Source organism: Streptosporangium longisporum, assembly GCF_039534895.1.
GTDB classification, from domain to species: domain Bacteria; phylum Actinomycetota; class Actinomycetes; order Streptosporangiales; family Streptosporangiaceae; genus Streptosporangium; species Streptosporangium longisporum.
The window spans coordinates 65,891-89,431 of the sequence record NZ_BAAAWD010000028.1; the positions used below are offsets into that span (position 1 = coordinate 65,891).

Sequence of the window (23,541 nt, forward strand, 5' to 3'; positions counted from 1 at the left end):
GTGACCGGGAATGGGTAGAGTCGCACGACGATGAGACAGCACACGATCACCGCCCTGTGGGAAGAGGTCCCCGACGACGCCGACGACCTCGTCGTGGTGCGCGGCGGGTTCCGGATCTACCGGTGCCTGTGCGGCATCCGGCTGGCCGACCGGGCCGCCGCCGAGCTGCACGCCTCGGAGACCGGCCGGTGCACCACCTGCCTGGGCGGCACCGTCGAGGACATCGTGCCCGGCTTCTCCCAGCCGTGCACGGCCTGCGCGGGGACGGGCCGACGCGGGGTCCAGCTGACCTGGCAGCTCGCCCACCTCGAGGCCCAGACCGTGATCACCGACGAGCTCGTCCGCGGTCTGATCGCCCCCTTCACCGGGCCGTTCCGGCTCTCCCAGGTCGCCGACCTGGTCCGCGACACCCTGGGCCTCCCGCCGGGACGCCTGCCGGTCGGGCCGCGGGTCCGCGACGTGCTGCGCGGCCTGGAGGCGGCGGGCGAGCTCGTGCTGGTCTCCGCGCCGAACGAGCTGCTCCGCGGCACCACGGTCGTGCTCTACCGCGACCCGCACTGGGAGCACGTCACCCGCTGAGCCGGCCTCGCGGGCCCCACCGGAAAGGTCGCGTGCCCGATCCCGGCCGTGACGGCGCCGCCACCGGGTGATGGGGGCGGTCTCGTGCGAGGCTGGGTCCGAGCGCGCCGTCCGGTGCGGGGAGGGCAAGGCCATGAGGGTATTCCAGATCGGCGCCGCCGGAGGCGTGGGACGCCGGCTCGCCCCGCTGCTCATTGCCCGCGGCGACGAGGTCACCGGCATGATCCGCGACCCCGCCCAGGAGGAGACCGTACGCGCGACCGGCGCGGTGCCCCTCGCCGGGGACCTCGTCGAGGACTCCGTGGACGAGCTGGCGCGCAGGCTCCGGGGGCACGACGCCGTGGTGTTCTCGGCCGGGGCCCACGGCACCGGCATGGACCGGACCACCGCGATCGACGGCAAGGGGCTGGAGAAGGCCGCCGACGCGGCCGTCCGCGCCGGGGTGCCGCGTTTCGTGCTCGTGTCGGTGTTCCCGGACGCGGGACGCGGCCGCGAGCCCGTGGAGGGCTTCGAGCACTACATGCGGGTCAAGAAGACCGCCGACGTCCACCTCACCGGTACCGGCCTCGACTGGCTCATCGTCCGGCCGGGCACGCTCCTGGACGAGCCCGGCACCGGGCGTGTCAGCGCGGGCCCGGCGATCGAGTACGGCGACGTGCCCCGTGACGACGTCGCGGCGTTCATCGACGCGGCCCTGCACGAGCCGGCCCTGAACCACGCCATCGTCGAGCTCACCACCGGCGAGACCCCGGTGGCCGAGGCGGTCGCCCGGCTGGCGACCCTGACGGGCCGGCGCCCCTCCTAGTCCCGGTCCGCTCCACCGCGCCTCGGCGCGGGTGTCACCGGAGGCTGGCGCGGGCCCGCGTCACCCGTCCACGGCCTCCCCGTCGTGCCCGTTCTCCCCGGCCTCCCAGCGCAGCAGGTCCCCCGGCTGGCATTCGAGCACCTCGCAGAGCGCGGCGAGCGTGGTGAAGCGCACCGCCTTGGCACGGCCGTTCTTGAGCACCGCCAGGTTGGCGGGTGTGATCCCGACGCGGTCGGCGAGCTCGCCCACGGACATCTTGCGCTTGGCCAGCATCACGTCGATGTCGACGGCGATCGGCATCAGATGACCTCTTCCAGCTCGGCCCGCATCTGCGCCGCCTCGACGTCGCGCGCGACGGCCTGGGCGAGCAGCATCCGCAGGACGAGCACGACGAGGGCGACCCCCAGGACCGCCAGGGATCCCCCGCATATCAGCAGGACCACGCCCGGGGCGACCGGTTCGCCCGGCGCCAGCAGGACCGCGAGCGCGAACACCAGCAGGGCCGCCGCCACGATCGCGCCGATCACGATGTGCACGTACCGGAAGGCGGCGTGGGAGAACACCGTTCCGCGGCGCACCATCGTGACCAGCCTCCACACGCAGACCAGGACGACCTGGGCCGTCACGACGCCCAGGACGATGATCACGAGAAGCGGGACGCGCAGGTAGGCGAACTCCGCGTTGAACCCCTCCATGTCACTGGCCAGCAGCGGCACCATGACCGCCTGAACGAACACCGAACCCGCGAGCAACGCCACGAGCACGGCGCGCAACGCGAGCACTGTCAACTTTCCCATCGCCCCTCCTTCGATCGACTAGCGATGAAAATATATCGATAATCGATAGGTGAGGCAACAGGACGAGGGCCGTCCACCCGGCGACCCTTCCGGTACGGCCGCGGCCCGGCGTCCCGTCGCCCGCCGGGGAGGGACACCCGCGGCCGGACCGGAGGAGGAGAACACACCGTCACGGGCTCGGCGGTCAGGAGCCGGAGGGGCCCGCCCCGACGGGGGCACCGGCCGCGACGGGTCAGCCGGCGGCCGTCACCTCGATCTCCACCAGCCAGTCGCCGGCCAGTGTCTGCGCGACGATCGCGGTGGTGGGAACGGTACGGCCGCCCAGCGCCCTCACCCGGGCCGCCGCGTTCGCCTCGGCATAGGAGGCGTCGCGCAGATAGCTGGTGAGCCTGACGACGTTGTCCACGGTCATGCCGGCCGAGGCCAGGATCGCGCGCAGATTGGCCCAGACGAGGGCGAGCTGTTCTTCGAGCGTGGCTCCGGCGGCACCCGAGGCATCCAGTCCCATCGTCCCGGAGACGAACAGCAACCGTTGCGCGTTGCGGACCTCCACCGCGTGGACGTAGTCCTCGGTGCTGGCGTACACCCCGTCCGTCGGGTCATGGGCGATGATCTCAATCTTCGGATTCGCGGTCATGGCGGGATCCTGTCAGCGTTCCGTCACCTCATGCCAGGGGATTCCCGCGCGGTGACGCCGTGCGTCGCACCGGACGGTACGCCCGGCGGTGGCACCCGTGAGGGGGTGATCCGGGCGTCCGGGGACCGTCCTCTACCCTCGATCCATGACGACGACGCACACCTATGACGTCACGGTCGAGTGGACGGGAAACCTGGGCCCGGGCACGGAGGACTACCGGTCCTTCAGCCGCGACCACGAGATCCTGGCGGCCGGCAAGGTCCCGATCGCCGCCTCCTCCGACCCGGCCTTCCGCGGCGACCCCGCGCGCTGGAGCCCCGAGGACCTGCTCGTGGCCTCCGTGGCCCAGTGCCACATGCTCTGGTACCTGCACCTGTGCGCCGTCGGCGGGGTCACGGTCGTCGAGTACGAGGACCGCGCGCACGGGGTCATGACGATGGACGAGAGCGGCGGGGGCGGCCAGATCACCGAGGTCGTGCTGCGTCCCGAGGTGACGGTCGCCGACCCGTCGATGACGGAGAAGGCCCGCGCCCTGCACGGGGAGGTCCACGCGCTGTGCTTCATCGCCCGCTCGGTGAACTTCCCCATCACCCATCTGCCCTCGATCCGCGTCCGGGGGGCGTAGGCGGGATTCGGCCGAGCCGCAGGGGGCGCCCCTGCCGGAGGAGACGCCCGCCACGGCCTCCGACGCGACGAGGTGACACCGGACACCGGGTGACCTCGGCCAGGGGATGACATCGGTCGTCCTCAGCCGCGCCCGGTCCCGCGCGGGTTCATCATGCGCTGCACGGCGGCGTCCACCAGCTCGCGGACCTCTTCCTCGGTGAAGAGGTCGGGCAGCGTCAGCCGCTCCAGGATGAGCCAGTTCAGGGCGAGGTAGAGGAGCACCACCGAGGTCGGGTCGCCGGGCAGGCCCGACTCGGCGTGGTAGCCGACGTTGGCGTCGATGTCCTCGCGGATCCGCTTCGTCAGCACCGCACGCAGCTCGGGGCGCCGGGTGGACTCCAGCCGGAGCTCCAGCAGGGCCAGGTAGCCGGTGTCGAAGGCGGCGATCCGGGCCAGCAGCTCGTGCATGAGCTCGGTGTAACGGGCCTCGTCCTGGACGCCCTCCCGGCTCCGGGCGAAGGTGGCCTCGTCGGGCAGCAACCGCTCGTAGATACGCCCGCCGACCTGGGTGAACAGGTCGTCGCGGTTGGCGAAGTAGTTGGAGGCCGTCCCCGGGGGCACGGCCGCCTCCGCGTCGACGGCCCGGAAGGTCAGCCCCCGCGCCCCCTCCCTGGCCAGCACCTCGATGGCCGCGTCGATGAGCGCCAGCCGCCGCTCGGGGTTTCTCCGCACTTGACATCACTCCAGATGTAGTACTACGTTCAAACCACTACACATAGAGTACTACATCTAAGGTGATGCTTGTGCGAAAGCTCGTCTACTACATCGCCGTCTCGCTCGACGGCTACATCGCCGGCCCCGGGGGCGAGTTCGACTTCTACCCGCTGTCGGAGGAGATGGCCGCCTGGATCAACGCCCGCTATCCCGAGACGCTGCCCACCCACGTCCGCAGGCACGTCGGCATCGACGACGTGCCCAACAAGGTCTTCGACACGCTGGTGATGGGCCGCGGAACCTACGAGCCCGCCCTGGCCGTCCCCACCACCAGCCCCTACTCCCACCTGCGCCAGTACGTCGTCTCCAGCACGCTGACGATCGACGACCCGGCGGTCGAGGTGGAGACCGGCGACCCGGTCGAGCTCGTCCGTCGGCTGAAGGCGGAGGACACCGGTATGGACATCTACCTCTGCGGCGGCGGCAGGCTCGCCGGTTCCCTGCTCCCGGAGATCGACGAGATCATCCTCAAGAGCTACCCCGTGGTGGCGGGCGCCGGCATCCCGATGTTCTCCGGAGGGTTCGATCCCACCACGTTCACCCCCACCCGGCGCGAGTCCTTCGACAACGGCGCCCAGGTCACCTGGCTCACCAGGACCTAGGCCCACGGGCCCGTCGGGGCGGCTCAGGCAGCCGGACGGCCGGGTGAACCGGGTGGCCGATTCCCGGTCCGGAGCCCTCGGGCTCCGCCGGGGCGACCGGTGGGTCTCCGCCCGCCACATCGCGTCAGGATCCCGTCAGGCCAGGTCGGCGTCAGGTCAGGTCGTGACGCGTCACGCGGCCGAGACCTCGGGCTCGCGGGCGCGAGGGCCGCGGACGAACAGGGCGCCGACCAGGCTCAGCAGGCCGACGCATCCGGCGGCGGCGAAGGCCAGCCGCAGCCCGCCGGCGTCGGGAATCCCGGCCGGGTCGAGGCTGCCGCGCGCGGCCAGGGAGACGAACACGGCCGTGCCGAACGCGCCGGCGACCTGCTGCAGGGTCGACAGGATCGCGCTGCCGTGGGAGTACAGCCTGCTGGGCAGGGCTCCGAGGGAGTCGGTCATCAGCGGAGTGATCATCAGGCCGAGCCCGGCCATCAGCAGCATGTGGATGCCGACGACCACGACCAGCGGCGAGCCCGCCCCGAGGGCGGCGAACAACCACAGGGCTCCCGCGATCGCGGCCGCGCCGGGGATGACGAGCCGCCGGGCACCGACCCGGTCGTACAGGGCGCCCACCGGCCGCCCGAGCAGTCCCAGGACAAGCCCGCCGGGCAGCAGGACCAGGCCGCTGACGAAGGTGCTGGTCCGCAGAACGGTCTGCAGGTACAGCGGGAGCAGGATCGCCGAGGCGCCCAGGAAGCACATGAAGATCAGCGCGGAGACCGCGAGGGAGACGGTGAAGTCCCGGTTCCCGAACGGGCGCAGGTCGAGCAGCGCGCGGTCGGTGCGCTGCAGCCGCGTCTGGCGCCACGTGAACAGCGCCAACGCCCCGAGCCCGACGGCGATCGACGTCCAGGCGAGGGCGGGCCCGGTCCCGCCCGCCTCGCCGATCGTGGACAGCCCGTACAGCACGCCGCTGAACCCGACCGCGGACAGCAGCATCGACAGCAGGTCCAGGGGCACCCGCCGGGTCTCCGCCGGCAGGCGCAGCAGGCTCGTCCCGAGGACCAGGGCCACCGCCGCGAGCGGCAGGACCAGCCAGAACATCCACCGCCAGTCCAGGGTGGACAGCACCGCCCCCGCCGATGGTCGGGCCGATCGCCGGCGCCACGGCGATCACGATCGTGATCGTGCCCATGGTCGCGCCCCGGCGCTCGACCGGGACCAGCCGCATCACCGTGGTCATCAGCAGCGGGATCATCACGGCGGTCCCGGCCGCCTGCAGGACGCGGGCCGCCAGCAGCACCTCGAAGCCGGGGGCCAGCGCCCCCAGCAGGGTGCCGAGGGCGAACAGGGTCATCGCGGCCGCGAAGATCTGACGGGGCCGGAACCGTACGAGAAGGTAGCCCGTGGTGGGGATGACCACGGCCATCGTGAGAAGGAAGCCGCTGGTCAGCCACTGCACGGTGGTGGTGGCCACGTCCAGGTCCTCGGCCAGGTCACGCAGGGCGACGCTCAGGATCGTCTCGTTGAGGATCATGACGAAGGCCGACAGGACCAGGATCGCGAGCACCAGGCCGGTACGGGACCCGCCGGGCGGGCCGGGAACGTCCGGGGTGGCCGCCGGCGTGCCGGCCGCGGACGCGGCGGACGGTGGAGCACTGGACACGATGACATCTCCTGGCATTGCGCGGGTGGGGCGGTGGGCGTCCGGCCGGTACCGGGACGGGGCCGCCGAGGTCTGTCGGGCATGACGGCGAGCGGGCGTCGCCGTCCGTCGCGGAGCGTTCCACGCGAGGTGACGCCGCGGTCAGGTGCGATGGATCAGGCGGGACCACGCTTCGCGTGAAGGTGGTCGAGATCGACGGCCTCGGCCAGGGGCGTGGGGGCGGAGGTGCACAGGCCGTCGACCAGCAGGTCCACGTGGCGGTGCGCGTAGGGGGACGACAGCCGGGCGTCGATGCCCGGTATCGGCCGGCTGAGCTGGCAGAGCGCGAGGAACGCGTCGGCCACCCCGATGTCGGGACGCAGCCCGCCACGATCCTGGCCGTCGGCGATCATCCGGCGCAGCGCGGCCAGCACCCTCTCGTTGGCCTCGGCGAACCCGGGGACCTCCTTGTCCACCCATTCGCTCAGCACCGTCAGGACCGCGCTGATGCGGCTGTCCGCGCCGTGGTGCATGAACGCCCGCAGGGCCGCGACGGGTCCGGCTCCGTGGCCAGCAGCCGCTCGGCCGCCTCGGCGTTCCGTTCCACGACCGCGAGGATCACGCCGCGGACGAGCTCGTCGCGATCGACGAAGTGCCGGTAGACCGTGGCGTTGCCCACCCCGGCCCGTCGGGCGATCTTGTCGAGCGGGGCCTCGGGCCCGTCCTCGAGCAGCACCTCCAGCGCCGCCGCCAGGATGCTCGCCCGGTTGCGCTGGGCGTCCGCCCGGCGAGGCCGGACATCGGCACCGCCCGTGACGACGCCACCGTCCATAGTCCGCACCTCCACTCATACCGGGGACTTTCTCCCCGTTTAGTAGAGCACACCACGAACCGGGGAGCAAATCCCCGTATAGGGGGGTCGTCACCCGACCCGGTCACCTCCCGCCCCCCGGGGTCCTCCGCCCCTCGCTGGCATAGGGTCGTGCCATGAGTGAGCGTCGCGTCATCGTCGTCGGGTACGACGCCGCGGAGTTGCTCGACATCGCCTGCGTGACCACGACCCTGGTGATGGCCAACACGCAGGGGGCCGCTCCCCCGTACCACGTCCGCATGGTGACCCCGGGCGGCCATCCCATCGTCTGCGGCACCGGCCTGACGCTGCAGGCCCAGGAGGCGCTCGAACGGGTGACCGGACCGCTCGACACGCTCATCGTGTCGGGAGGGATAGGTCACCGGGCGGCGGCCGGCAACCGGCTGATCGTGGCCCACGTCCGCCGCCTGGCCCGCGAGAGCCGGCGCGTCGCGTCGGTGTGCACCGGGGCCGACGTGCTGGCCAGCGCCGGGCTGCTCGACGGCCGCCGGGCGACCACCCACTGGCAGTGGGCGGACGCGCTCGCCGCGCGCCACCCCGGGGTCACCGTCGACCCGGGCCCGATCTTCGTCCGCGACGGGAACACCTACACGGCGGCCGGTGTCACCAGCGCCCTGGACCTCACGCTGTCCTTCGTCGAGGACGACCACGGCGCCGAGGTGGCCCGCAAGGTGGCGCAGCACCTGGTGACCTACCTGCAGCGGCCCGGCAACCAGGCGCAGATGAGCATGTACACCGCCACCCCGCCGTCGGACAACGCCCTGGTCAGGCAGATCGTCGACCACGTGACGGGGAACCTGGACGCCGACCTGGCCTCCTCCACGCTGGCGGCCGGGGCGGGCGTGAGCGAGCGGCACCTGACCCGGCTGTTCCTGAGGCACCTCGGGCAGACCCCGGCCCGGTTCGTGCGCAGGGCCCGCACCGAGGGCGCCGCGCACCTGCTGGCCTCCACCTCGCTGCCGATGAGCGCCGTGGCGAACCGCTGCGGGTTCGGCACGACCGAGACCCTGCGCCAGGCGTTCGTCGACCGCTACGGCATCCCGCCCTCGCGCTACCGCTCCACGGCGTCCACCACGCGCTCCGGCCCGGCGGTGCCCGCCCGGCACCCCGGGGGTCAGGAGCCTTCCGGGGACGTCAGTTCTCGCGCGTCCAGGCGGGCGTGATCTGCGACTCGCGGAACCGCCAGCCCGCCGGCGTCCGTACCGCGGTGCAGGTCAGCCGCAGGCCGCTCGTCCGGTGGGGCGCCCGGCCGTCGCGGTAGAAGTACACCAGCGAGTTCGCCGAGGCGGCCGCGCGGTCACCGTCGACGTCCACCAGCAGGTCGGTGGTCAGGTGCTGGGTACGCTCCCCCTCGACCTCGCTCCCCCGCAGATAACCGACGATCTCCTCGATGCCGTGGAGCTCGCCCCCGCGCGGCGAGCGCACCACCACGTCGTCGGTGTAGACGGTGCCCGTGTCCTCCCACCGCGCGTCGTCGAGCAGGTGCGCGAGACGGGTGAACAGGCCGGCGATCTCGACACGGTCGGCGGTCAGGGTGTCGGTGGACATGACGACTCCGTTTCGTTGGTCGTTCCAACATTGGTTTCGCCAACCTTACATGTTTCCATTGGTTTCACCAACGAAATCCGGTGATCGTCATTCACGGGGCCTCGGCGGAGTTCCGGTCGACGTGTCGTCCGGTGGCGGGCTATCGTGGCGCGCATGGAGTGCTTCGCCGCCGGGCGTACCCGCCGCTGAGGGCCGGCTCGCCGTCCGTACCGGGCCGTGAGCGGGCCGATCGATGCCTTTTTCCATCCAGGTGTCACGCCCTCAGCTTGAAAGGCGCACTTCCATGCTCATCCGTCCGTTCGTCCAGCATGACCTGGCGCGGCTCACCGAACTGACCATCGAGACGTTCCGGCCGTTCTACGAGGAATCCTTCCGCCCCCTGGTGGGCGAGGTCGTCTTCGCCAACCAGCACGGCGACTGGCGCGCCGACTACCGCGAGCAGGTCGCCGGACTCCACGCCCCGGAGCGGCACGGGTACGTCGCGGTCGCCGAGATCGGCGACGCCGTCGCCGGTTACGTGGCCTGGAGCGTCGATGTGGCGCGCAGGAACGGAACCGTCTCGCACCTCGCCGTCTCGGCCGGTCACCGCCGGCACCACGTGGGCACCGCGCTGTGCGAGCACGCCTTCGACCGGATGCGGGCCCTCGGAGCCGAGGTGGTCGAGATCGGCACCGGTGGCGACCCCTTCCACGCACCCGCCAGGGCCCTGTACGAGAAGCTCGGGTGCACCATGCTCCCCGTCGCCGTCTACTACCGGACGCTCTGACCGCACCTTCCGGACGGCGGGCCGGGATCGCCCCGCGCGCTCCCGGCCTCGCCGGTCAGACGGGCGGGGCGAGGTAGGTGATCATCGAGGGCTGGTCGGCCGGGGTGGTGCCGGTGTAGCAGGAGACGTACCGGATGCTCACGTACGTGGCGTAGAGCTGCGAGGGATGGGACAGGTTGCAGTACGCGGGGCCGGGCCCGGTGGCGGTGACCTGCACGTTGTCCGCGTACATGTTGATGATCCCGGAGACGGTCACCTGCTTCCTGCCGACCGCCGGGTGCTGGATCCCGATGCCCACGCCGTGGGAGTTGTGGTTGACGGCCGACGGGACCGGCACGTAGGAGCCCGCGGTGGCGGGCGCGTTGTCGAAGGTGTAGGCCGAGTCGTACTGCGGGTACGTCGCGAGAACGGCGTGCGCGCGGTGGTAGGTCAGGTTCCACCCGGTGTCGAGCGGCACGTCGTTCGCGTCGTGGCACCGCACCACGATCCTCTGCTCGGCGGCCGTCGGCGCCCATCCGCCCACCTTGCAGCGGGCCGGTACGGACGGGTTCACCGCCGTGACCTGGATGTTGCCGGCCGGGCCCGTCGTGCCGAGGCCGGGCAGGACGGCCTGCCACACTCCCGGGGCCGTCGCCGACTTCACGACGGAGTTCACGGCGGTCGCCGCCGAGGAGTTGAACCGCCCGGCCACGGCGGAGCCGTCCCAGTGCACGTAGCCGTACGCCTGGCGTGCGGGCAGGATCTGGGCGCTGTGCCCGAAGGCGACGTAGAACGGGACGAGGACCCGCTCCCCGCCGTGGCGGTGGCATCGCACCGACACGATCTCGTCGGCGCCGGACCGCCACCACCCGCCGACCTGGCACCAGACGGGGGCTCCCGACACCGCCGTGACGTGCGCGACTCCCCCGGAGTCGAGGCCGATCCGCGGGAACCTCACCAGCACCTCGCCCGGTTCCCCGAGGGACATCTCGGCCTTGTACTCGGACGGCCACGAACCTCGCTGGCGCTGGACGGGCGTGACGGAGGAAGGGGTGACGAAGGCGATCCCCCACGGGCCGGGAGGCCCAGCCGTCCGCTCGCGGGCGGCCGCCGGGCCGGGCCCGGCCACGAGCGTGGCCGCGAGCACGGCCAGGACACAGAGGATCCGCGTGATCACTTGCCGCATGTGTCGCATGTCGTCCTTCGTCCACTCCGGGGGGTGACCACAGGCGCCCGGGGCGAGGTGATGCCGACGGCCTGAGGTGGGGTGGGGCTTCCGGGCTCCGCAGCTCTTGATAACCCGGTACGCGGGCTCTTGAGAAGACCCAACCTCACCCGGCCCGCGGTCCCGCCTCGCGCGCAAGACCCGACCTCATCCGGCCCGCGGTCCCCCCTCGCGCGCAAGGCCCGACCTCACCCGGCCCGCGGCCCCCCCTCGCGCGCGAGGATTCCCGAGGCCAGGAGGTACTGGGCCGCGACGTAGGTGGCCATGACCACGAGGTCGACCCAAGGGGGCCGGGGAAGACCGGCCAGGCCGAAGGCGATCAACGCGTCGGAGAGCAGGAACAGCGCGCCACCGGCCCCGATCCGCGGGCCGAGACCGGCGGCGGTGACCGCGGTCGCGGTCAGCAGCAGCGAGTACCCGGCCACCGGCAGCCGCAGGTCCCCCAGGCCGGGCCAGAGCAGGGCCACCAGGCCCGCCCACAGGACGGCGTACAGCAAAAAAAACGACGGACGGCGGCGCAGCACGGCGAGCGCCCCCCGCCGGACGAAGAAGGTCACGTAACACACGTGCGCGGCGGCGAACAGGGCCATCCCGGCGAGGAACAGGCCGTCCACGTCCAGGGTCACGTCCCCGCCCCAGGACAGCAGGAGCGCCGCCACCAGCGGGAACGGCCCTCGCCGGGCCAGCACCCAGGCCGTCAGCAGCGGCATCAGCAGCGCCTTGGTCAGGGAGCTCAGCGGGCCGTCCCCGGCGGCGAGCAGCACCAGGTGGGCCGCGGAACAGACCCAGAAGGCGGCGAGCGCCGCGCGGGGGAGCGGACCGGCCCGTAGAACATCGTTCTGCACACGTGGATGGTAGGGCCTGCCGTCCCGCCGGGGCCACGCGCCCCTGGGTCGCGACGTCCCGCCGGCACCGGCCGACGTCCCGGCGCCGGCCCCCGTCGGCACCGGACCCCGACACCCCCGCCGGATCGCCGGACCCGGCGGGGACCGCCGGGACGGGGCGTCAGCTCGCGCAGCCGGCGTACTCGTCACGGCGCCACAGCATGGCGGCCAGCATCAGCGGGAACATCGCCATGTGAGCGATCATCATCAGGCCCTCGGAGTCGATGACGCCCGCCCACAGCAGGGGGAACAGCGGCACGACCGGGACGAACATGGCCGCGCACATCTCCAGCGTGGAGACCCAGCCGTGGCCCCGGTAGCGCATCCAGACGGCCATGCCGACCGACATGTTGAACGCCATCAGCAGGTAGGCGAGCTCGGGCTGCCGGTCGTGGGAGAAACCCAGGCCGACGGCACGCAGGAGCATGCCCAGGACGAACATCCCGACGAACATCGCGATGATCATCTCGACGTAGTGCCAGGCGAACCGGCCCCACCGGATGCGGGGACCCGCCGCCGTACCGGCCTGGCCACCGTCCTGTACCGCCGTGCCCGGTCCGCGAGTCGGTTCTGTCTGTGTCATGTACCCACGGTCCCGCCGGACCGGCCGGGCGCCAAGGAAGGCGGATCGACAGGTCCGGAAAACTGCGACCACTGTCTTTTCTGACCCGTACGAGGTCCCGTCCGGGCCGCGCGGACGCGGGCACGGACCCCGGCTCCCGTCCTGACCCGCGCGGACGGAGGCACGGACCCCGGTCCTCGTCCCGGCCGTGACGCTCCGGAGCCGACCCCTCTTGCTCACGTGATTCCCGGTCCGCGCGGGAGGGCACGCCGGCGGGCCGATCACCCTCGTGTGCTGGGAGTACGCCGCCCCGGCGATCCTGTCACGCCGCCCATAGCACGACGTTATGGAACTTTGTGAGGTGTTCGACCGGCTTTTTCGATGTCAGCTTTGCGTGTAGCCCCCACCTACAGGGCTCCTTGCATCCCTCCTACCCCCCAAGGGACATCGAGAGGAGTCACCCCGCGTGAACTCGAAGCTCAAGGCCGGTGCCGTGGCCGTACTGGCCATCGCCGCCCTGACCACCCCCTCCGCGGTGAACGCCGCCACCGCGCCGGTGGACAACCCCGCACGCGCCGCCTCCGCGGAGCCGCCGGTGTACGCGCCGCCGAGCGCCGAGGCGCGCGCCCAGGCCGTCGCGACCGCCAACGCGACCCTGGCCGCCAGGGCCGACCTCACGCTCAAGGGAGAGAACGAGAAGTTCAACCTGGCCGCCAACGTCTCGGGCGTCAAGGGTCTGCAGTACCTGACCTACTCGCGCAGCTACCGCGGCCTGCGGGTCCACGGCGGTGAGGTGGTCGTGGCCACCGACCGGTTCGGCGAGCGGGTCGGCTCGGTGGAATCGGGCCTGCAGAGCAGGATCACGATCGACGTCACCAGCAGGGTGGACGCCGCCACGGCGTCGGCCACCGCCCGCGCGCAGCTCCCGACCGTGGAGAGCGTGGGCACCCCCGAACTGGTCGTGCACGCGACCACCACGACGCCCAGGCTGGCCTGGGAGGTGGTCGTCAACGGCGCCACCCAGGAGGCCCCGAGCGTCCTGCACGTCTTCGTGGACGCGCTCGACGGGTCGATCATCGAGTCCTACGACGACGTCCACGCCGGCACCGGCAACAGCTACTACAACGGCAACCCGGTGACCATCCAGACGTCGGGGTCGAGCGGCTCGTACTCGATGACCGACACCACCCGTCCCGGCCTGCGCTGCGGCGGCCAGAACGGTGCCGTCTACACCAAGTCGACCGACAACTGGGGCAACGGGTCCGGCACCAACCTGGAGACCGCGTGCGTCGACGCCCTGTACGCGGCGCAGAAGCAGTGGGACATGCTCCGCACCTGGCTGGGCCGCAACGGCGTCACCGGCACGGGCCGCTCCTACCCCGCGCGGGTCGGCCTGGCCGCCGTCAACGCCTACTGGAACGGCAGCTACACCAGCTTCGGCCGTAACTCGGCCAACACCCGGCAGGCCACCCCGATGGACGTGGTCGCCCACGAGTACGGCCACGCCATCTTCCAGAACTCCGGAAGCGGCGGCGGTGGCAGCGGCAACGAGTCCGGCGGCCTGAACGAGTCGACCGGTGACATCTACGGCGCGCTGACCGAGCACTACGCCAACCAGCCCGCCACCCTCGACCCGCCGGACTACCTGGTGGGCGAGGAGGTCAACCTGTCCGGTTCGGGGGAGATCCGCAACATGTACAACCCCTCCGCCAAGGGGCACCCGAACTGCTACAGCTCCTCCATCCCCTCCACCCCGGTGCACTCGGCGGCGGGCCCGCAGAACCACTGGTTCTACCTGCTCTCCGAGGGCACCAACCCGGTCGGCAAGCCGGCCAGCACGGTCTGCTCGGGCCCGACGACCCTGACCGGCATCGGCATCCAGAAGGCCGGCCAGATCTTCCAGTCCGGCCTGAACACCAAGACGGCGCCGTGGACGCACGCCAAGGCGCGCCGGGCCACCGTGTCCGCCGCCAAGTCGCTCTTCCCGGGGAGCTGCGTCGAGGTCAACGCGGTCAAGGCCGCCTGGACCGCGGTGAACGTCCCGGCCACCAGCGGCGAGGTGGCCTGCCCGTGACATCGGGTGATCTCCGGCCCTGAGCTTCTCCGGGGCCGGGGCTCCCCGGTCCGGGACCTCTCCGGTGCCGAGATCGTCCGGCGCCGGGGGGCCCGGGCTGGAAGGGCCTCGGCACCGTGGGAGGGAGCGTTCGGGGCGGGCCGGGTACGGCGGGCGGCGAGGAGGCCGCCCGCCGTACCTTTTTCCATGTGCCCGCCGCGTTCCCTCCCCGCGGGCCCACCGCCCCTTCCCCGCGGGCCTACCGCACTTCCTTCTCGCGAACCCGCCGCCCCTTCTCACGGACTCACCGCGACCCTCCTCACGAACCCACCGCCCCTCACGAACCCACCGCACTCCCGCGCCATGCCCCCCGGAACCGGGCCCGTGATTCGGACGTCCGGAAAGGGTAAGTAGGGGCTGCCGAGTATGGAGCCCGGCCGTCGGCGCGGAGAACGAGGTGGTCACGATGGTCCCCGGCCCGTCGCCCGTGCCGCCCGTGTCGCCCGTGTCGCCCGTGTCGCCGGGGCCGTCCCGCGCCGCTCTCCCCCCGCGTGCGCGGATGAGCGGCGGATCGCCGGGCACGGCCGCCGCCCGGGATCCGGAGGGTGCGGACCCGCGCCGGTGGAAGGCGCTGACCGTCTGCCTGGTCGCCGGGTTCATGACCCTGCTGGACGTCAGCATCGTCAACGTGGCCCTGCCCGCCATCCGCACCGGGCTGGACGCCTCGCAGAGCGCCCTGCAGTGGGTGGTGTCGGGCTACGCGCTCACCTTCGGGCTGGCGCTGATCCCCGCCGGGCGGTTCGGCGACATGTACGGGCGGCGCAACGCGTTCGTCCTCGGCGTCGTGCTGTTCACCCTGGCCAGCGCGGCCTCGGGGATCGCAGGCGACGCGAGCTGGCTGGTCGTGGCGAGGCTCGTGCAGGGGGCGGCGGGCGGGGTGATCACCCCGCAGGTCAGCGGCCTGATCCAGCAGCTCTTCCGGGGGGCCGAGCGGGGCCGGGCGTTCGGCATGCTGGGCACCGTCATCGGCGTGTCGACCGCGATCGGCCCGCTGCTCGGCGGGGCGCTCATCCATCTGGGCGGCGGCACCGACGGGTGGCGGCTGGTGTTCTACGTCAACGTGCCCATCGGCATCCTGGCCGTGGTGCTGGCGTACCGCTACATCCGGCCGCACGTTCCCGCCGAGCGCGTCCGGGAGAGCACCGACCCGGTGGGCGTGCTGCTGCTGGCGGGCGGGATCACGCTGGTGCTCCTGCCGCTCGTCGAGGGGCAGGAGTGGCACGGCGCCGGGAAGTGGGTCTCGGCCGCGGCCGGGGTGGTGGTGCTCGCGGGTTTCGCGGCCTGGGAGCACCATTACGGGCGGTACTCGACGCCGGTCGTCGACCTGTCGCTGTTCCGCAGGCACTCCTACACGTTGGGTGCGCTGATCGGCACGCTCTACTTCGCCGGGTTCACCGCGATCTTCTTCATCCTGACCCTGTACCTGCAGAACGGGCTGCACTACTCGCCCCTGGAGGCGGGCCTGGCCACCACGCCGTTCGCGGCCGGGTCGGCGGTGGCCGCCGCCCTGGGCGGCAGGCTCGTCACCCGGATGGGCCGTCCGCTGGTCGTGGCCGGTCTGCTGCTGGTCGCGGTCTCGCTGTGCGTCACGGCGCTCGCGGTGTGGCTGGTCCCCGGCGAGCACGTGGCCTGGGCGACCGCGCTGCCGCTGCTCGCCGCCGGCGTGGGCAGCGGGCTGGTGATCTCCCCCAACCAGACGCTGACGCTGTCGGAGGTGCCTCCCGCCATGGGGGGAGCCGCCGGTGGGGTGCTGCAGACCGGTCAGCGGATAGGGGCGGCCCTCGGGATCGCGGCGATCGGCTCGGTGTTCTTCGCCGAGGTCGCCTCGTCCGGAGGTGACCAGGCCACGGCGTTCCGGCACTCGCTGCTGGTCACCGTGGCCTTCGTGCTGGTGGCGCTGGTCGTGGCCGTCGCCGACGTGGTCGTCGACCGGCGGACCCGGACGGGCTCTCCCTGAGACCCGGCCGGAGGCCTCCGCCACGGTGAGTCCCGGCCGGGACCCGGCGCCGGGGCGCCGTGCCCGGTCCGCCGCGTCGCCGGGCGGGTGCGGATCAGGCGGGAGCGTAGGTCAGGCAGTCGATGTCCTTCTGCGCGTACCCCACGACGATGCCGGAGGCCTGGCACTCGAACTGGACGTTGTGCTGGCAGTTGGACATCTTGCAGGCGCCGACGTGACCGGTGGCGCTCGGGTCGCCGCCCTTGGTGGAGACCCTGAAGAAGGTCTCGCACTCGGCGTGGGTGCTGTTGCCGACCGTGATGGCCAGCGCGTGGCAGGAGTGGTCGGTGTTGTACGCGCACGCGTCGACCTGGCACTCGTTGACTGCGGGCATCTGCATGGTGAAGCCTCCTGAGGCTGGGGCCGGTCCCGGGATCGGCCGGCCGGCCCCGGGCTCTGCCGCCCGGGAGCCTGTCCGGCGTACCACCCGGCGGCCCGGCGTGTCCCGGTGGGTTGTTACCGCCCTCCGGTCCCGTCCGCCGGGTCCCGATCACGGTCCCCGGCGTCCGTGGCCGGACGTGACGCGGCCCGTGCCCGCTCGTGAGCACGGGAGCTACCCCGTCTCATACCTCGGCCGGAGTGCCCTCACGCCCATGCCCGTGCCAAGTCTTCCCCTCCGACGGTCCCCCGATGGCCCCCGGTGACCAGGGCGTTCACCGGCCGGGGGCCTGCCCGCGCGAGTCGCTCAGCACCCTGAACGTGATGCCCGCGCGCCGCAGGCGCCCGATCAGCGCGTCGCCCATCGCCACGGCGGTGGTCACCTGGCCCGAGACGTCCGGCAGGTCGTCGCTCGCCAGGCAGAGCGCGGCCTCGCCGAGCATCCTGGCGGTCTCGGTGTAGCCGGGGTCGCCGCCCGCGACCTCGGTGACGACGCGTGCCCCGCCGCCCCGGCCGAGGAAGGTGACCTTGAACCAGTTCCGGGCCCGGTGCTCCGGGGTGGGCCCGGCGCCCTGCGGGAAACGCTTCAGCAGCAGGGAGCGGGCCGGGGGGACCTGGGCGAGCAGGGCCAGCGTGCCCACGCCCGCGGCGAGGCCGAGCGCGGCCGGCAGGCTCTTGATCGCGAAGTGGTGGCGGTAGGTGAAGTCGGGGCCGTACCGCTCCAGCGCGCGGGCCGAGCGGGCGACGACCTGCGGGTCGAGCGTGGGCAGCGGCAGCGCCCAGCCCCCGACGTAGCGGACCGTGCCGGGCCCGCCGCGCACCCTCCTGGCCGCGGGCGGCGGCGCGGGGTCCACCGCGCGGTCCGCCGCCGGGCCCGCGACGAGCCGGGGTTCCGGCACTCCTTCGAGCTCCTTCCGGACCCGCGCGGCCTCGCCCGCCTCGCGGAGCCGGGAGGCCGCCAGGACGGCGGAGTGCACGGTGCCGCCCGAGGCGGCGCCCGAGGCGCGGACGAACCCGTCCACCTCCAGCGGCACCCCCTCGGGCAGGTGGCCGACCGTGAAGTAGGCGCCCAGGTCGTGCGGGATCGAGTCGAACCCGCAGGCGTGCACGAGCTTGGCCCCGGTCCGCCTGGCCCGCTCGTGGTGCCGGATGAACATCCGGTCGACGAACTCGGCCTCGCCGGTGAGGTCGGCGTAGTGGGTGCCCGCGTCGGCGCAGGCGGCCACGAGCGGCTCGCCGTAGGTCAGGTAGGGGCCCACGGTGGTCGCGACGACCCTGGCCTGCCGGGCGATCTCCGCCATGGAGGCGGGGTCGGTCACGTCGGCGAGCAGCAGCGGCAGCCCGGGCAGGCCGATCCGCTCCCTGACCGCCTCCAGCCTGGCCCGGTCACGCCCGGCCAGGGCCCAGCGCAGCTCCGGGCCCGCGACACGCGCCAGGTACTCCGCGGTGAGCCCCCCGGTGAAGCCGGTGGCACCGAACAGCACGATGTCGTACGGACGGTCGTACGGGCGGTCGGCCATGCCTGCGGCTCCTCGTCACGAGATCACGTACGGCCACAGTAATCGCATCCTTCCCGGAGCGTCGCGGCAGGGGACGCCGGGCCCGCGGGGCGTCCGTGCTGACCGCGCGCCTCATGGGAGGGGTTGGTAGGTTCTGTGAAGGGTCGTGCTCCGGAGAAGACGGGGCACGCACGCGTGAAGGGCTGGCACGGTGGAGGTCGAGCAGACGGCACTGCCCGGAATAGGACTGCGGCACGAGTTCACCACACGGTCCGGCAGACGCATAGGGCTCGTCTCGCACCGCAACGGCCGCCGCGACCTGGTGATCTACGACCGCAACGACCCCGACCGGGCCTGTGAGACCGTCAAGCTGAACGACGAGGAGGCCGACGCGCTCGCCGAGCTGCTCGGCGCGCCGCGCATCGTGCAGCGCCTCAACGCCCTGCACCGCGAGGTCGAGGGGCTGGTCAGCCTGCAGCTGCCGATCGCGCCGGACTCGCCGTACGCCGGCCGGCCGATGGGTGACGCGCGCGTGCGCACCCGTACCGGGGCCTCCATCGTGGCCGTGGTGCGCGAGGGACAGGTGTTCGCCAGCCCCGCGCCCGACTTCGAGCTGGCCGAGGCCGACGTGGTGGTCGTGGTGGGCAGCCCCGAGAGCACCTCCGCCGTGTCCGACATCCTTTCCGGCGGGTAGGTCAGCGGGTGCACACGGCGGTCCTCTTCCTTGAGCTCGGCGCCGTTCTCCTCGGGCTGGGCATCCTCGGTGCCCTGGCCCTGAGGGTCGGCATCTCCCCCATCCCCCTCTACCTCATCGCCGGGCTGGCGTTCGGCACCGGCGGCATCCTCCCCCTGGCCACCAGCGAGGAGTTCATCTCGGTCGGCGCCGAGCTCGGCGTCATCCTGCTGCTGCTCACCCTGGGCCTGGAGTACAACGCCGACGAGCTCGTGACGAGCCTGAGGAGCAACGCCCGCGCGGGCGTGGTCGACCTGGTGCTCAACGCGGCGCCGGGCGCGATCGCCGCGCTGCTGCTGGGCTGGGGTCCGGTGGCGGCCATCGCCATGGCCGGCGTCACCTACGCGACCTCCTCGGGCATCACCGCCAAGGTCCTGTCCGACCTGGGCTGGATCGGTAACCGCGAGACGCCGGTGGTGCTGTCGCTGCTGGTCTTCGAGGACCTCACGATGGCGATCTACCTGCCGGTCCTGACCGCGGTGCTGGCCGGGCTGAGCCTCGCGGGCGGCGCGGTCACCGTGGCGATCGCCCTGGCCGCGGTCAGCGTCGTGCTGCTGGTCGCGCTCCGCTACGGCAAGGTCATCGAGGCGTTCGTCTCCAGCCCCAACTCCGAGGTGCTGCTGCTGAAGGTCATCGGGCTGGCGCTGCTGGTCGCCGGGGTGGCCCAGCAGCTCCAGGTCTCGGCCGCGGTCGGCGCCTTCCTGGTGGGCATCGCGCTCTCGGGCGAGCTGGCCGAGGACGCCCAGGCGCTGCTCACCCCGGTACGCGACCTGTTCGCCGCGGTGTTCTTCGTCTTCTTCGGCCTGCAGACCGACCCGACCAAGATCCTTCCGGTCGCCGGGCTGGCCGCGCTGCTCGCCCTGGTCAGCATGATCACGAAACTGCTCACCGGCGCGTACGCCGCGCGGCGGGCCGGGATCGCCAAGGCGGGACGGGTGCGGGCCGGTATCGCGCTCATCCCCCGGGGTGAGTTCAACATCGTCATCGCCGGTCTGGCCGTGGCCGCCGGGGTCCATCCCGACCTCGGCCCGCTGGCCGCCACGTACGTGCTCATCCTGGCCGCCTTCGGCCCGCTGGCCGCCCGGCTGGTGCAGCCCCTCATCACCGCCATCGCCAAGCGCGCCTGACCCGGCCGGTCCGCGCCGGTCGTCTCCACACCTGCCCTTGCCGCGTCGTGCCGTCTCGCGCAGGAGCGGCAGGGGTCAGCGTGACGAGGCGTCCAGGGAGGCGACGACGCGGCGCAGGGTGCGCTGCAGCTCGGCGACCTCGGCGGGCTCCAGGCCCGCGGCCCGGAAGATGTGCTCGGGCACGTCGCAGGCCCGCTCCTCCAGGGCCTCGCCCTCGGGGGTGAGGCCCACCAGCACGGAGCGCTCGTCGGCGGCGCTGCGCTCGCGGCGCACCAGGCCCGCCGCCTCCAGCCGCTTCAGCAGCGGTGACAGGGTGCCCGAGTCGAGCCTGAGGGCGAGCCCGAGCTCCTTGACCGTCACCGACCCGCGCTCCCACAGGGTCATCATCACCAGGTACTGCGGGTAGGTCAGGCCCAGCTCGCGCAGCACCCCGCGGTAGACGGCGTCCAGCGCCCGGGAGGCGGCGTGGACGTCGAAGCAGACCAGGTTCTCCACGGAGAGTTTCACGGTCCCGAGTGTACCGGATTTGACTGCGCCACATTAAGTTGTGCACAATCAAATGGTCCGCAACAGATGAAGGGGATCACGATGAGTACGCTCTACACCGCCATCGCCACCGCCAACGGCCGGGAAGGACGGGCGGTCTCGTCCGACAGGCGTCTCGACGTGGCGCTCGCCCCGCCCAAGGAGCTGGGCGGCTCCGGCGAGGGCACCAACCCCGAGCAGTTGTTCGCGGCCGGCTACGCCGCCTGCTTCGCCAGCGCGCTCCAGCTCGTCGCCCGCAGGCACGAGGCCGACGTCTCCGAGGCCTCGGTGACCGCCGAGGTCGGCCTCGTCCCGGCCGGCGAGGGCTTCGGGCTCGCCGTGACGCTCCGCGTCGAGCTCCCCGACGCTCTGCACGGGGAGGCCGGCACCGCCCTGGTGGAGGCCGCCCACCAGGTCTGCCCCTACTCCAACGCCACCCGCGGCAACATCCCGGTGGAGCTGGTGGTCGAGTAGTCCCCACCCAGAGGGGACCCGCGCCGGTCAGGGAAGGGGCCTGCGCCCCGCGAAGCCGAGCTCGTCACGGTGGTACCAGGCCAGGTCGCGGTCCCCTTCGAGCCAGCACAACCGCACCCGCATCCCGTCCAGCACCGCGGGGAAGTCGACCAGCAGCGGCGCGACGCCCTTGACCTCGATGCCCCGCTCCTCGAACCAGCCCAGGATCTCCTCCAGCCTGGCCTCGTACGCCTTCGCCTCCGCCAGCCCACCGGCCTCGGAGGTGCCGGTGGTGCGGAGCTCGTACGCGAGCTCGGCCAGCTCGCCCCGCATCGTCACGAACGCGTCGGCCCGCTCCAGCAGCACGGGCATGAGCGCCCGCGCCTCCTCGACGGTGAAGGTCCTGTCCACCCCAGCACGCTAGCGCGTGCCACGGCCGTGGCCGGAGCCAGGGCGGCATGTGGGCGTGGCACGTTCCCGCGACGCACGTTCCCGCGACCGGGCCGGAGCCGCCCGGAGGTCCCGGTCACAGCCGATCGTAGAGCGCCTCCAGGATCGGGGGCCAGCGCGGGTCGGGGCCCGCGGGGACGGTGATCGTACGACTCGGCGTGTAGGCGAACCCGATGCCCGCCACCGGGTCCGCGAAGGCGAGCGAGCCGCCCGACCCGCTGTGCCCGAACGCCTCGGCCCGGGGCGCGAAGGGGCGTACCTCGTTGGGGAGCATGTATCCCAGGCCGAAGCGGGTCCGGCCGCGCAGGACCTCGTCGAAACCGTCGCTGTGCACCGTGGTGGCGCGCTCCAGCGTCCCGGGATCGAGCAGGTCGCCGGACAGGAGGGCGCCGTAGAGGGTCGCCAGGGCCCGGGCGGACGCGTGGCCGTTGGCCGCGGGGATCTGGGCGGCGCGCCAGCGTCCGGTGTTCACCAGCCCGGGAACGAGCTGGTCGGCCGGGTTGAGGAACGCCTTGGCGGTGACCGACGCGGGGTCCGCCATCGCCTCGGCCAGCGGGGAGCCTTCCAGCCCGGACGGGCCTGCCGGGGAGAGCGGGCCTCCCGGCGTGGACGCCCCCTCCGACGTGGACGCGCCTTCCGTTGCGGACGCGCCTCCCGCTGCGGACGCGCCTTCCAGGGTGGACGGGCTCTCCGGGGCGGGCGGGCTCTCCGGAGGGAGCACGAACGCCGCCCGGTGCGCCTCGTGCCGGGGAAGGCCGATCCACAGGTCGGGGACGCCCAGCTCCCCGGAGAGGCCGGAGACACCGCAGACACCGGAGACGAGGTCGCGGATCTCCCGGCCGGTGACCCGGCGGAGCAGCTCGCCGACCAGCCAGCCGAACGTGACCGCGTGGTAGCCGTGCCGCTCCCCCGGCGTCCACCAGGGCTCCTCGGCGGCCAGCGCGCTCGTCATGGCGTCCCAGTCGTAGAGGCTCCCCGGTGGCAGCGGGGAGCGGATCGCGGGCAGCCCCGCGCGGTGGGAGAGCAGCTGGGCGACGGTGGCCCGCGCGGTGAACTCCGGCCAGTAGCGGGCCACGGGCGCGTCGAGGTCGAGGAGCCCGCGCCGCGCGCACAGCAGGGCCACGGTCGCGACGACCCCCTTGGAGACGGAGAAGACATTGACGACCGTGTCGCGCCGCCACGGGCGGGTCCCGCTCTCGTCGGCCGTACCGGCCCAGACGTCCACGACGAGGCGGCCGCCCGCGGTGACGGCCAGGGCCGCGCCTCCGGGACCGACCCCCTGCCTGAACGCCTCGACGACCGGGGTGAACGCCGGATCGCAGAACATGATCCCCTCCTCATTTGCTCAACCATGGTTGCGCAACCTCGGTTGAGTATTGGACGGTGGGACGCATGACGTCAAGCCCCGCCGATCCCGGCGCGACCGGGGACCTCACCCTGCTCTTCACCGCCCTGGCCGCCGCCTGCGACGCCGAGGTGCGCGGGCGCATGGCAGCGGCGGGGCACGCCGAGGTACGCACCGTGCACGGCTACGTCTTCCAGCACCTTCTCGGCGGCCCGGTCCGCGTGAGCGACCTGGCCGGCCTGCTCGGCATGACGCCGCAGGGCGCGTCCAAGGTCGTGACGGAGATGGAACGGATCGGCTACCTCACCCGCAGGACCGATCCGGAGGATCAGCGGGCACGCGTCGTCGAGCTCACCGGGCACGGCAGGGACGCCGTCGACGCGGGCCGCAAGGCGCGCGCCGCCGTCACCGCCGAGCTCCGGTCGGTCCTGGGCGAGGCGGCGGCGGGCGATCTGCTGTCGTCCCTCGACCGGCTGGCCGACCACACGGGGGCCATGCGCGAGCTCCTCGCCCGCCGTCTCCGCCCTCGTCCCGGGTGAACTCCCCCGCGCCGGCGCGAGCGGACGCCGGAGGCCGCCGGTCCCCCTCCCGGACGGGCCGCGGTGCCTGTGCGTGAGCAGGAGCCGGGAGCCGCCGGTCCGTGATCCGGGGAGTTCTCAC

Annotated in this window: 29 protein-coding genes and 1 pseudogene; 13 read left to right on the plus strand and 17 right to left on the minus strand. The window is 72.8% G+C overall.

Annotated features, from left to right (window positions below; translation table 11 throughout):
- The first annotated feature begins 30 nt into the window (after nt 1–30).
- Entirely contained in the window at nt 31–579 is a 549-nt protein-coding gene (locus tag ABD832_RS38210) for a hypothetical protein (protein WP_344906368.1), read from the plus strand.
- A gap of 133 nt (nt 580–712) precedes the next feature.
- Nucleotides 713–1,384, plus strand: coding sequence for an SDR family oxidoreductase (locus tag ABD832_RS38215; protein WP_344906371.1), 672 nt, complete (start codon nt 713–715; stop codon nt 1,382–1,384).
- 60 nt (nt 1,385–1,444) lie between these two features.
- Here ABD832_RS38215 and ABD832_RS38220 read toward each other — a convergent pair whose 3' ends face one another.
- The 3 genes from ABD832_RS38220 to ABD832_RS38230 all read right to left on the minus strand — a co-directional run bounded on the left by ABD832_RS38220 (nt 1,445) and on the right by ABD832_RS38230 (nt 2,818).
- Nucleotides 1,445–1,684 (minus strand): helix-turn-helix domain-containing protein, encoded by a 240-nt coding sequence (locus ABD832_RS38220; protein ID WP_344906374.1) that lies wholly within the window; start codon nt 1,682–1,684, stop codon nt 1,445–1,447.
- Nucleotides 1,684–2,181 carry a DUF2975 domain-containing protein gene (locus tag ABD832_RS38225; protein ID WP_344906377.1) on the minus strand — a complete coding sequence of 166 codons (498 nt, stop codon included), beginning with the start codon at nt 2,179–2,181 and terminating at the stop codon, nt 1,684–1,686. The genes ABD832_RS38220 and ABD832_RS38225 overlap by 1 nt, the downstream gene beginning before the upstream one ends.
- 232 nt (nt 2,182–2,413) lie before the next feature.
- Entirely contained in the window at nt 2,414–2,818 is a 405-nt protein-coding gene (locus ABD832_RS38230) for a RidA family protein (protein ID WP_344906380.1), read from the minus strand.
- 145 nt (nt 2,819–2,963) lie between these two features.
- On the opposite strand from ABD832_RS38230, the gene ABD832_RS38235 reads away from it, so the two are divergent.
- Entirely contained in the window at nt 2,964–3,443 is a 480-nt protein-coding gene (locus tag ABD832_RS38235) for an OsmC family protein (RefSeq protein WP_344906383.1), read from the plus strand.
- A 122-nt stretch (nt 3,444–3,565) separates the two neighbouring features.
- Here the strand turns inward: ABD832_RS38235 and ABD832_RS38240 are convergent, their stop codons facing one another.
- Nucleotides 3,566–4,156 carry a TetR/AcrR family transcriptional regulator gene (locus tag ABD832_RS38240; protein WP_344906386.1) on the minus strand — a complete coding sequence of 197 codons (591 nt, stop codon included), beginning with the start codon at nt 4,154–4,156 and terminating at the stop codon, nt 3,566–3,568.
- Between the two features lie 71 nt (nt 4,157–4,227).
- On the opposite strand from ABD832_RS38240, the gene ABD832_RS38245 reads away from it, so the two are divergent.
- On the plus strand, nt 4,228–4,800 hold the full coding sequence (locus tag ABD832_RS38245) for a dihydrofolate reductase family protein (RefSeq protein ID WP_344906389.1): 573 nt from the start codon (nt 4,228–4,230) through the stop codon (nt 4,798–4,800).
- 171 nt (nt 4,801–4,971) lie between these two features.
- Here the strand turns inward: ABD832_RS38245 and ABD832_RS38250 are convergent, their stop codons facing one another.
- Entirely contained in the window at nt 4,972–5,913 is a 942-nt protein-coding gene (locus ABD832_RS38250) for an MFS transporter (RefSeq protein ID WP_344906392.1), read from the minus strand.
- A 55-nt stretch (nt 5,914–5,968) separates the two neighbouring features.
- Nucleotides 5,969–6,319, minus strand: a pseudogene (locus tag ABD832_RS42465) (MFS transporter); the annotation flags it as partial.
- Between ABD832_RS42465 and ABD832_RS38260 the strand changes: the two are divergent.
- Nucleotides 6,213–6,533: a hypothetical protein gene (locus tag ABD832_RS38260; protein ID WP_344906398.1), complete on the plus strand. Its 321-nt coding sequence runs from the start codon at nt 6,213–6,215 to the stop codon at nt 6,531–6,533. The pseudogene ABD832_RS42465 and the gene ABD832_RS38260 sit on opposite strands and share 107 nt — an antisense overlap.
- A gap of 70 nt (nt 6,534–6,603) precedes the next feature.
- Here the strand turns inward: ABD832_RS38260 and ABD832_RS38265 are convergent, their stop codons facing one another.
- Both ABD832_RS38265 and ABD832_RS38270 read right to left on the minus strand, forming a co-directional pair.
- On the minus strand, nt 6,604–6,960 hold the full coding sequence (locus tag ABD832_RS38265) for a hypothetical protein (protein ID WP_344906401.1): 357 nt from the start codon (nt 6,958–6,960) through the stop codon (nt 6,604–6,606).
- A complete protein-coding gene (locus ABD832_RS38270; RefSeq protein WP_344906404.1) occupies nt 6,921–7,259 on the minus strand; it encodes a TetR/AcrR family transcriptional regulator in 339 nt (112 codons plus the stop codon). The genes ABD832_RS38265 and ABD832_RS38270 overlap by 40 nt, the downstream gene beginning before the upstream one ends.
- 155 nt (nt 7,260–7,414) lie before the next feature.
- Here ABD832_RS38270 and ABD832_RS38275 point away from each other — a divergent pair, with 155 nt between their 5' ends.
- Complete coding sequence (locus tag ABD832_RS38275; RefSeq protein WP_344906407.1) at nt 7,415–8,461, plus strand: GlxA family transcriptional regulator; 1,047 nt, start codon at nt 7,415–7,417, stop codon at nt 8,459–8,461.
- On the opposite strand, the gene ABD832_RS38280 is transcribed toward ABD832_RS38275, so the two are convergent.
- Entirely contained in the window at nt 8,433–8,846 is a 414-nt protein-coding gene (locus tag ABD832_RS38280; RefSeq protein ID WP_344906410.1) for a nuclear transport factor 2 family protein, read from the minus strand. The two genes, ABD832_RS38275 and ABD832_RS38280, sit on opposite strands and share 29 nt — an antisense overlap.
- 283 nt (nt 8,847–9,129) lie before the next feature.
- Here ABD832_RS38280 and ABD832_RS38285 point away from each other — a divergent pair, with 283 nt between their 5' ends.
- Complete coding sequence (locus ABD832_RS38285) at nt 9,130–9,612, plus strand: GNAT family N-acetyltransferase (protein WP_344906413.1); 483 nt, start codon at nt 9,130–9,132, stop codon at nt 9,610–9,612.
- Nucleotides 9,613–9,667: 55 nt separating this feature from the next.
- Here ABD832_RS38285 and ABD832_RS38290 read toward each other — a convergent pair whose 3' ends face one another.
- The 3 genes from ABD832_RS38290 to ABD832_RS38300 all read right to left on the minus strand — a co-directional run bounded on the left by ABD832_RS38290 (nt 9,668) and on the right by ABD832_RS38300 (nt 12,283).
- Nucleotides 9,668–10,777 (minus strand): hypothetical protein, encoded by a 1,110-nt coding sequence (locus ABD832_RS38290; protein ID WP_344906416.1) that lies wholly within the window; start codon nt 10,775–10,777, stop codon nt 9,668–9,670.
- A 227-nt stretch (nt 10,778–11,004) separates the two neighbouring features.
- Nucleotides 11,005–11,661: a lysoplasmalogenase gene (locus ABD832_RS38295; protein WP_344906419.1), complete on the minus strand. Its 657-nt coding sequence runs from the start codon at nt 11,659–11,661 to the stop codon at nt 11,005–11,007.
- 160 nt (nt 11,662–11,821) lie between these two features.
- Complete coding sequence (locus ABD832_RS38300; RefSeq protein WP_344906422.1) at nt 11,822–12,283, minus strand: hypothetical protein; 462 nt, start codon at nt 12,281–12,283, stop codon at nt 11,822–11,824.
- Between the two features lie 445 nt (nt 12,284–12,728).
- On the opposite strand from ABD832_RS38300, the gene ABD832_RS38305 reads away from it, so the two are divergent.
- Together ABD832_RS38305 and ABD832_RS38310 are read left to right on the plus strand one after the other, a co-directional pair.
- A complete protein-coding gene (locus tag ABD832_RS38305; protein ID WP_344906425.1) occupies nt 12,729–14,336 on the plus strand; it encodes a M4 family metallopeptidase in 1,608 nt (535 codons plus the stop codon).
- Nucleotides 14,337–14,874: 538 nt separating this feature from the next.
- Nucleotides 14,875–16,332 (plus strand): MFS transporter, encoded by a 1,458-nt coding sequence (locus ABD832_RS38310; protein ID WP_344906428.1) that lies wholly within the window; start codon nt 14,875–14,877, stop codon nt 16,330–16,332.
- Nucleotides 16,333–16,426: 94 nt separating this feature from the next.
- On the opposite strand, the gene ABD832_RS38315 is transcribed toward ABD832_RS38310, so the two are convergent.
- Both ABD832_RS38315 and ABD832_RS38320 read right to left on the minus strand, forming a co-directional pair.
- Nucleotides 16,427–16,711, minus strand: a complete 285-nt coding sequence (locus tag ABD832_RS38315; RefSeq protein ID WP_344906431.1) for a DUF1540 domain-containing protein — start codon at nt 16,709–16,711, stop codon at nt 16,427–16,429.
- Nucleotides 16,712–17,024: 313 nt separating this feature from the next.
- Nucleotides 17,025–18,269 carry a saccharopine dehydrogenase family protein gene (locus tag ABD832_RS38320; protein ID WP_344906434.1) on the minus strand — a complete coding sequence of 415 codons (1,245 nt, stop codon included), beginning with the start codon at nt 18,267–18,269 and terminating at the stop codon, nt 17,025–17,027.
- 190 nt (nt 18,270–18,459) lie between these two features.
- On the opposite strand from ABD832_RS38320, the gene ABD832_RS38325 reads away from it, so the two are divergent.
- Nucleotides 18,460–18,942: a cation:proton antiporter regulatory subunit gene (locus ABD832_RS38325; protein ID WP_344906437.1), complete on the plus strand. Its 483-nt coding sequence runs from the start codon at nt 18,460–18,462 to the stop codon at nt 18,940–18,942.
- 8 nt (nt 18,943–18,950) lie between these two features.
- On the plus strand, nt 18,951–20,108 hold the full coding sequence (locus tag ABD832_RS38330; protein WP_344906440.1) for a cation:proton antiporter: 1,158 nt from the start codon (nt 18,951–18,953) through the stop codon (nt 20,106–20,108).
- Nucleotides 20,109–20,183: 75 nt separating this feature from the next.
- Here ABD832_RS38330 and ABD832_RS38335 read toward each other — a convergent pair whose 3' ends face one another.
- Complete coding sequence (locus tag ABD832_RS38335; RefSeq protein WP_344906443.1) at nt 20,184–20,615, minus strand: MarR family winged helix-turn-helix transcriptional regulator; 432 nt, start codon at nt 20,613–20,615, stop codon at nt 20,184–20,186.
- Between the two features lie 81 nt (nt 20,616–20,696).
- On the opposite strand from ABD832_RS38335, the gene ABD832_RS38340 reads away from it, so the two are divergent.
- Entirely contained in the window at nt 20,697–21,107 is a 411-nt protein-coding gene (locus ABD832_RS38340) for an organic hydroperoxide resistance protein (protein ID WP_344906446.1), read from the plus strand.
- A 27-nt stretch (nt 21,108–21,134) separates the two neighbouring features.
- Here ABD832_RS38340 and ABD832_RS38345 read toward each other — a convergent pair whose 3' ends face one another.
- Both ABD832_RS38345 and ABD832_RS38350 read right to left on the minus strand, forming a co-directional pair.
- Nucleotides 21,135–21,497: a DUF2203 domain-containing protein gene (locus tag ABD832_RS38345; protein WP_344906449.1), complete on the minus strand. Its 363-nt coding sequence runs from the start codon at nt 21,495–21,497 to the stop codon at nt 21,135–21,137.
- Between the two features lie 115 nt (nt 21,498–21,612).
- On the minus strand, nt 21,613–22,863 hold the full coding sequence (locus ABD832_RS38350; protein WP_344906452.1) for a serine hydrolase domain-containing protein: 1,251 nt from the start codon (nt 22,861–22,863) through the stop codon (nt 21,613–21,615).
- A 65-nt stretch (nt 22,864–22,928) separates the two neighbouring features.
- Here ABD832_RS38350 and ABD832_RS38355 point away from each other — a divergent pair, with 65 nt between their 5' ends.
- Nucleotides 22,929–23,420 (plus strand): MarR family winged helix-turn-helix transcriptional regulator, encoded by a 492-nt coding sequence (locus tag ABD832_RS38355; RefSeq protein WP_344906454.1) that lies wholly within the window; start codon nt 22,929–22,931, stop codon nt 23,418–23,420.
- Nucleotides 23,421–23,541: the final 121 nt, after the last annotated feature.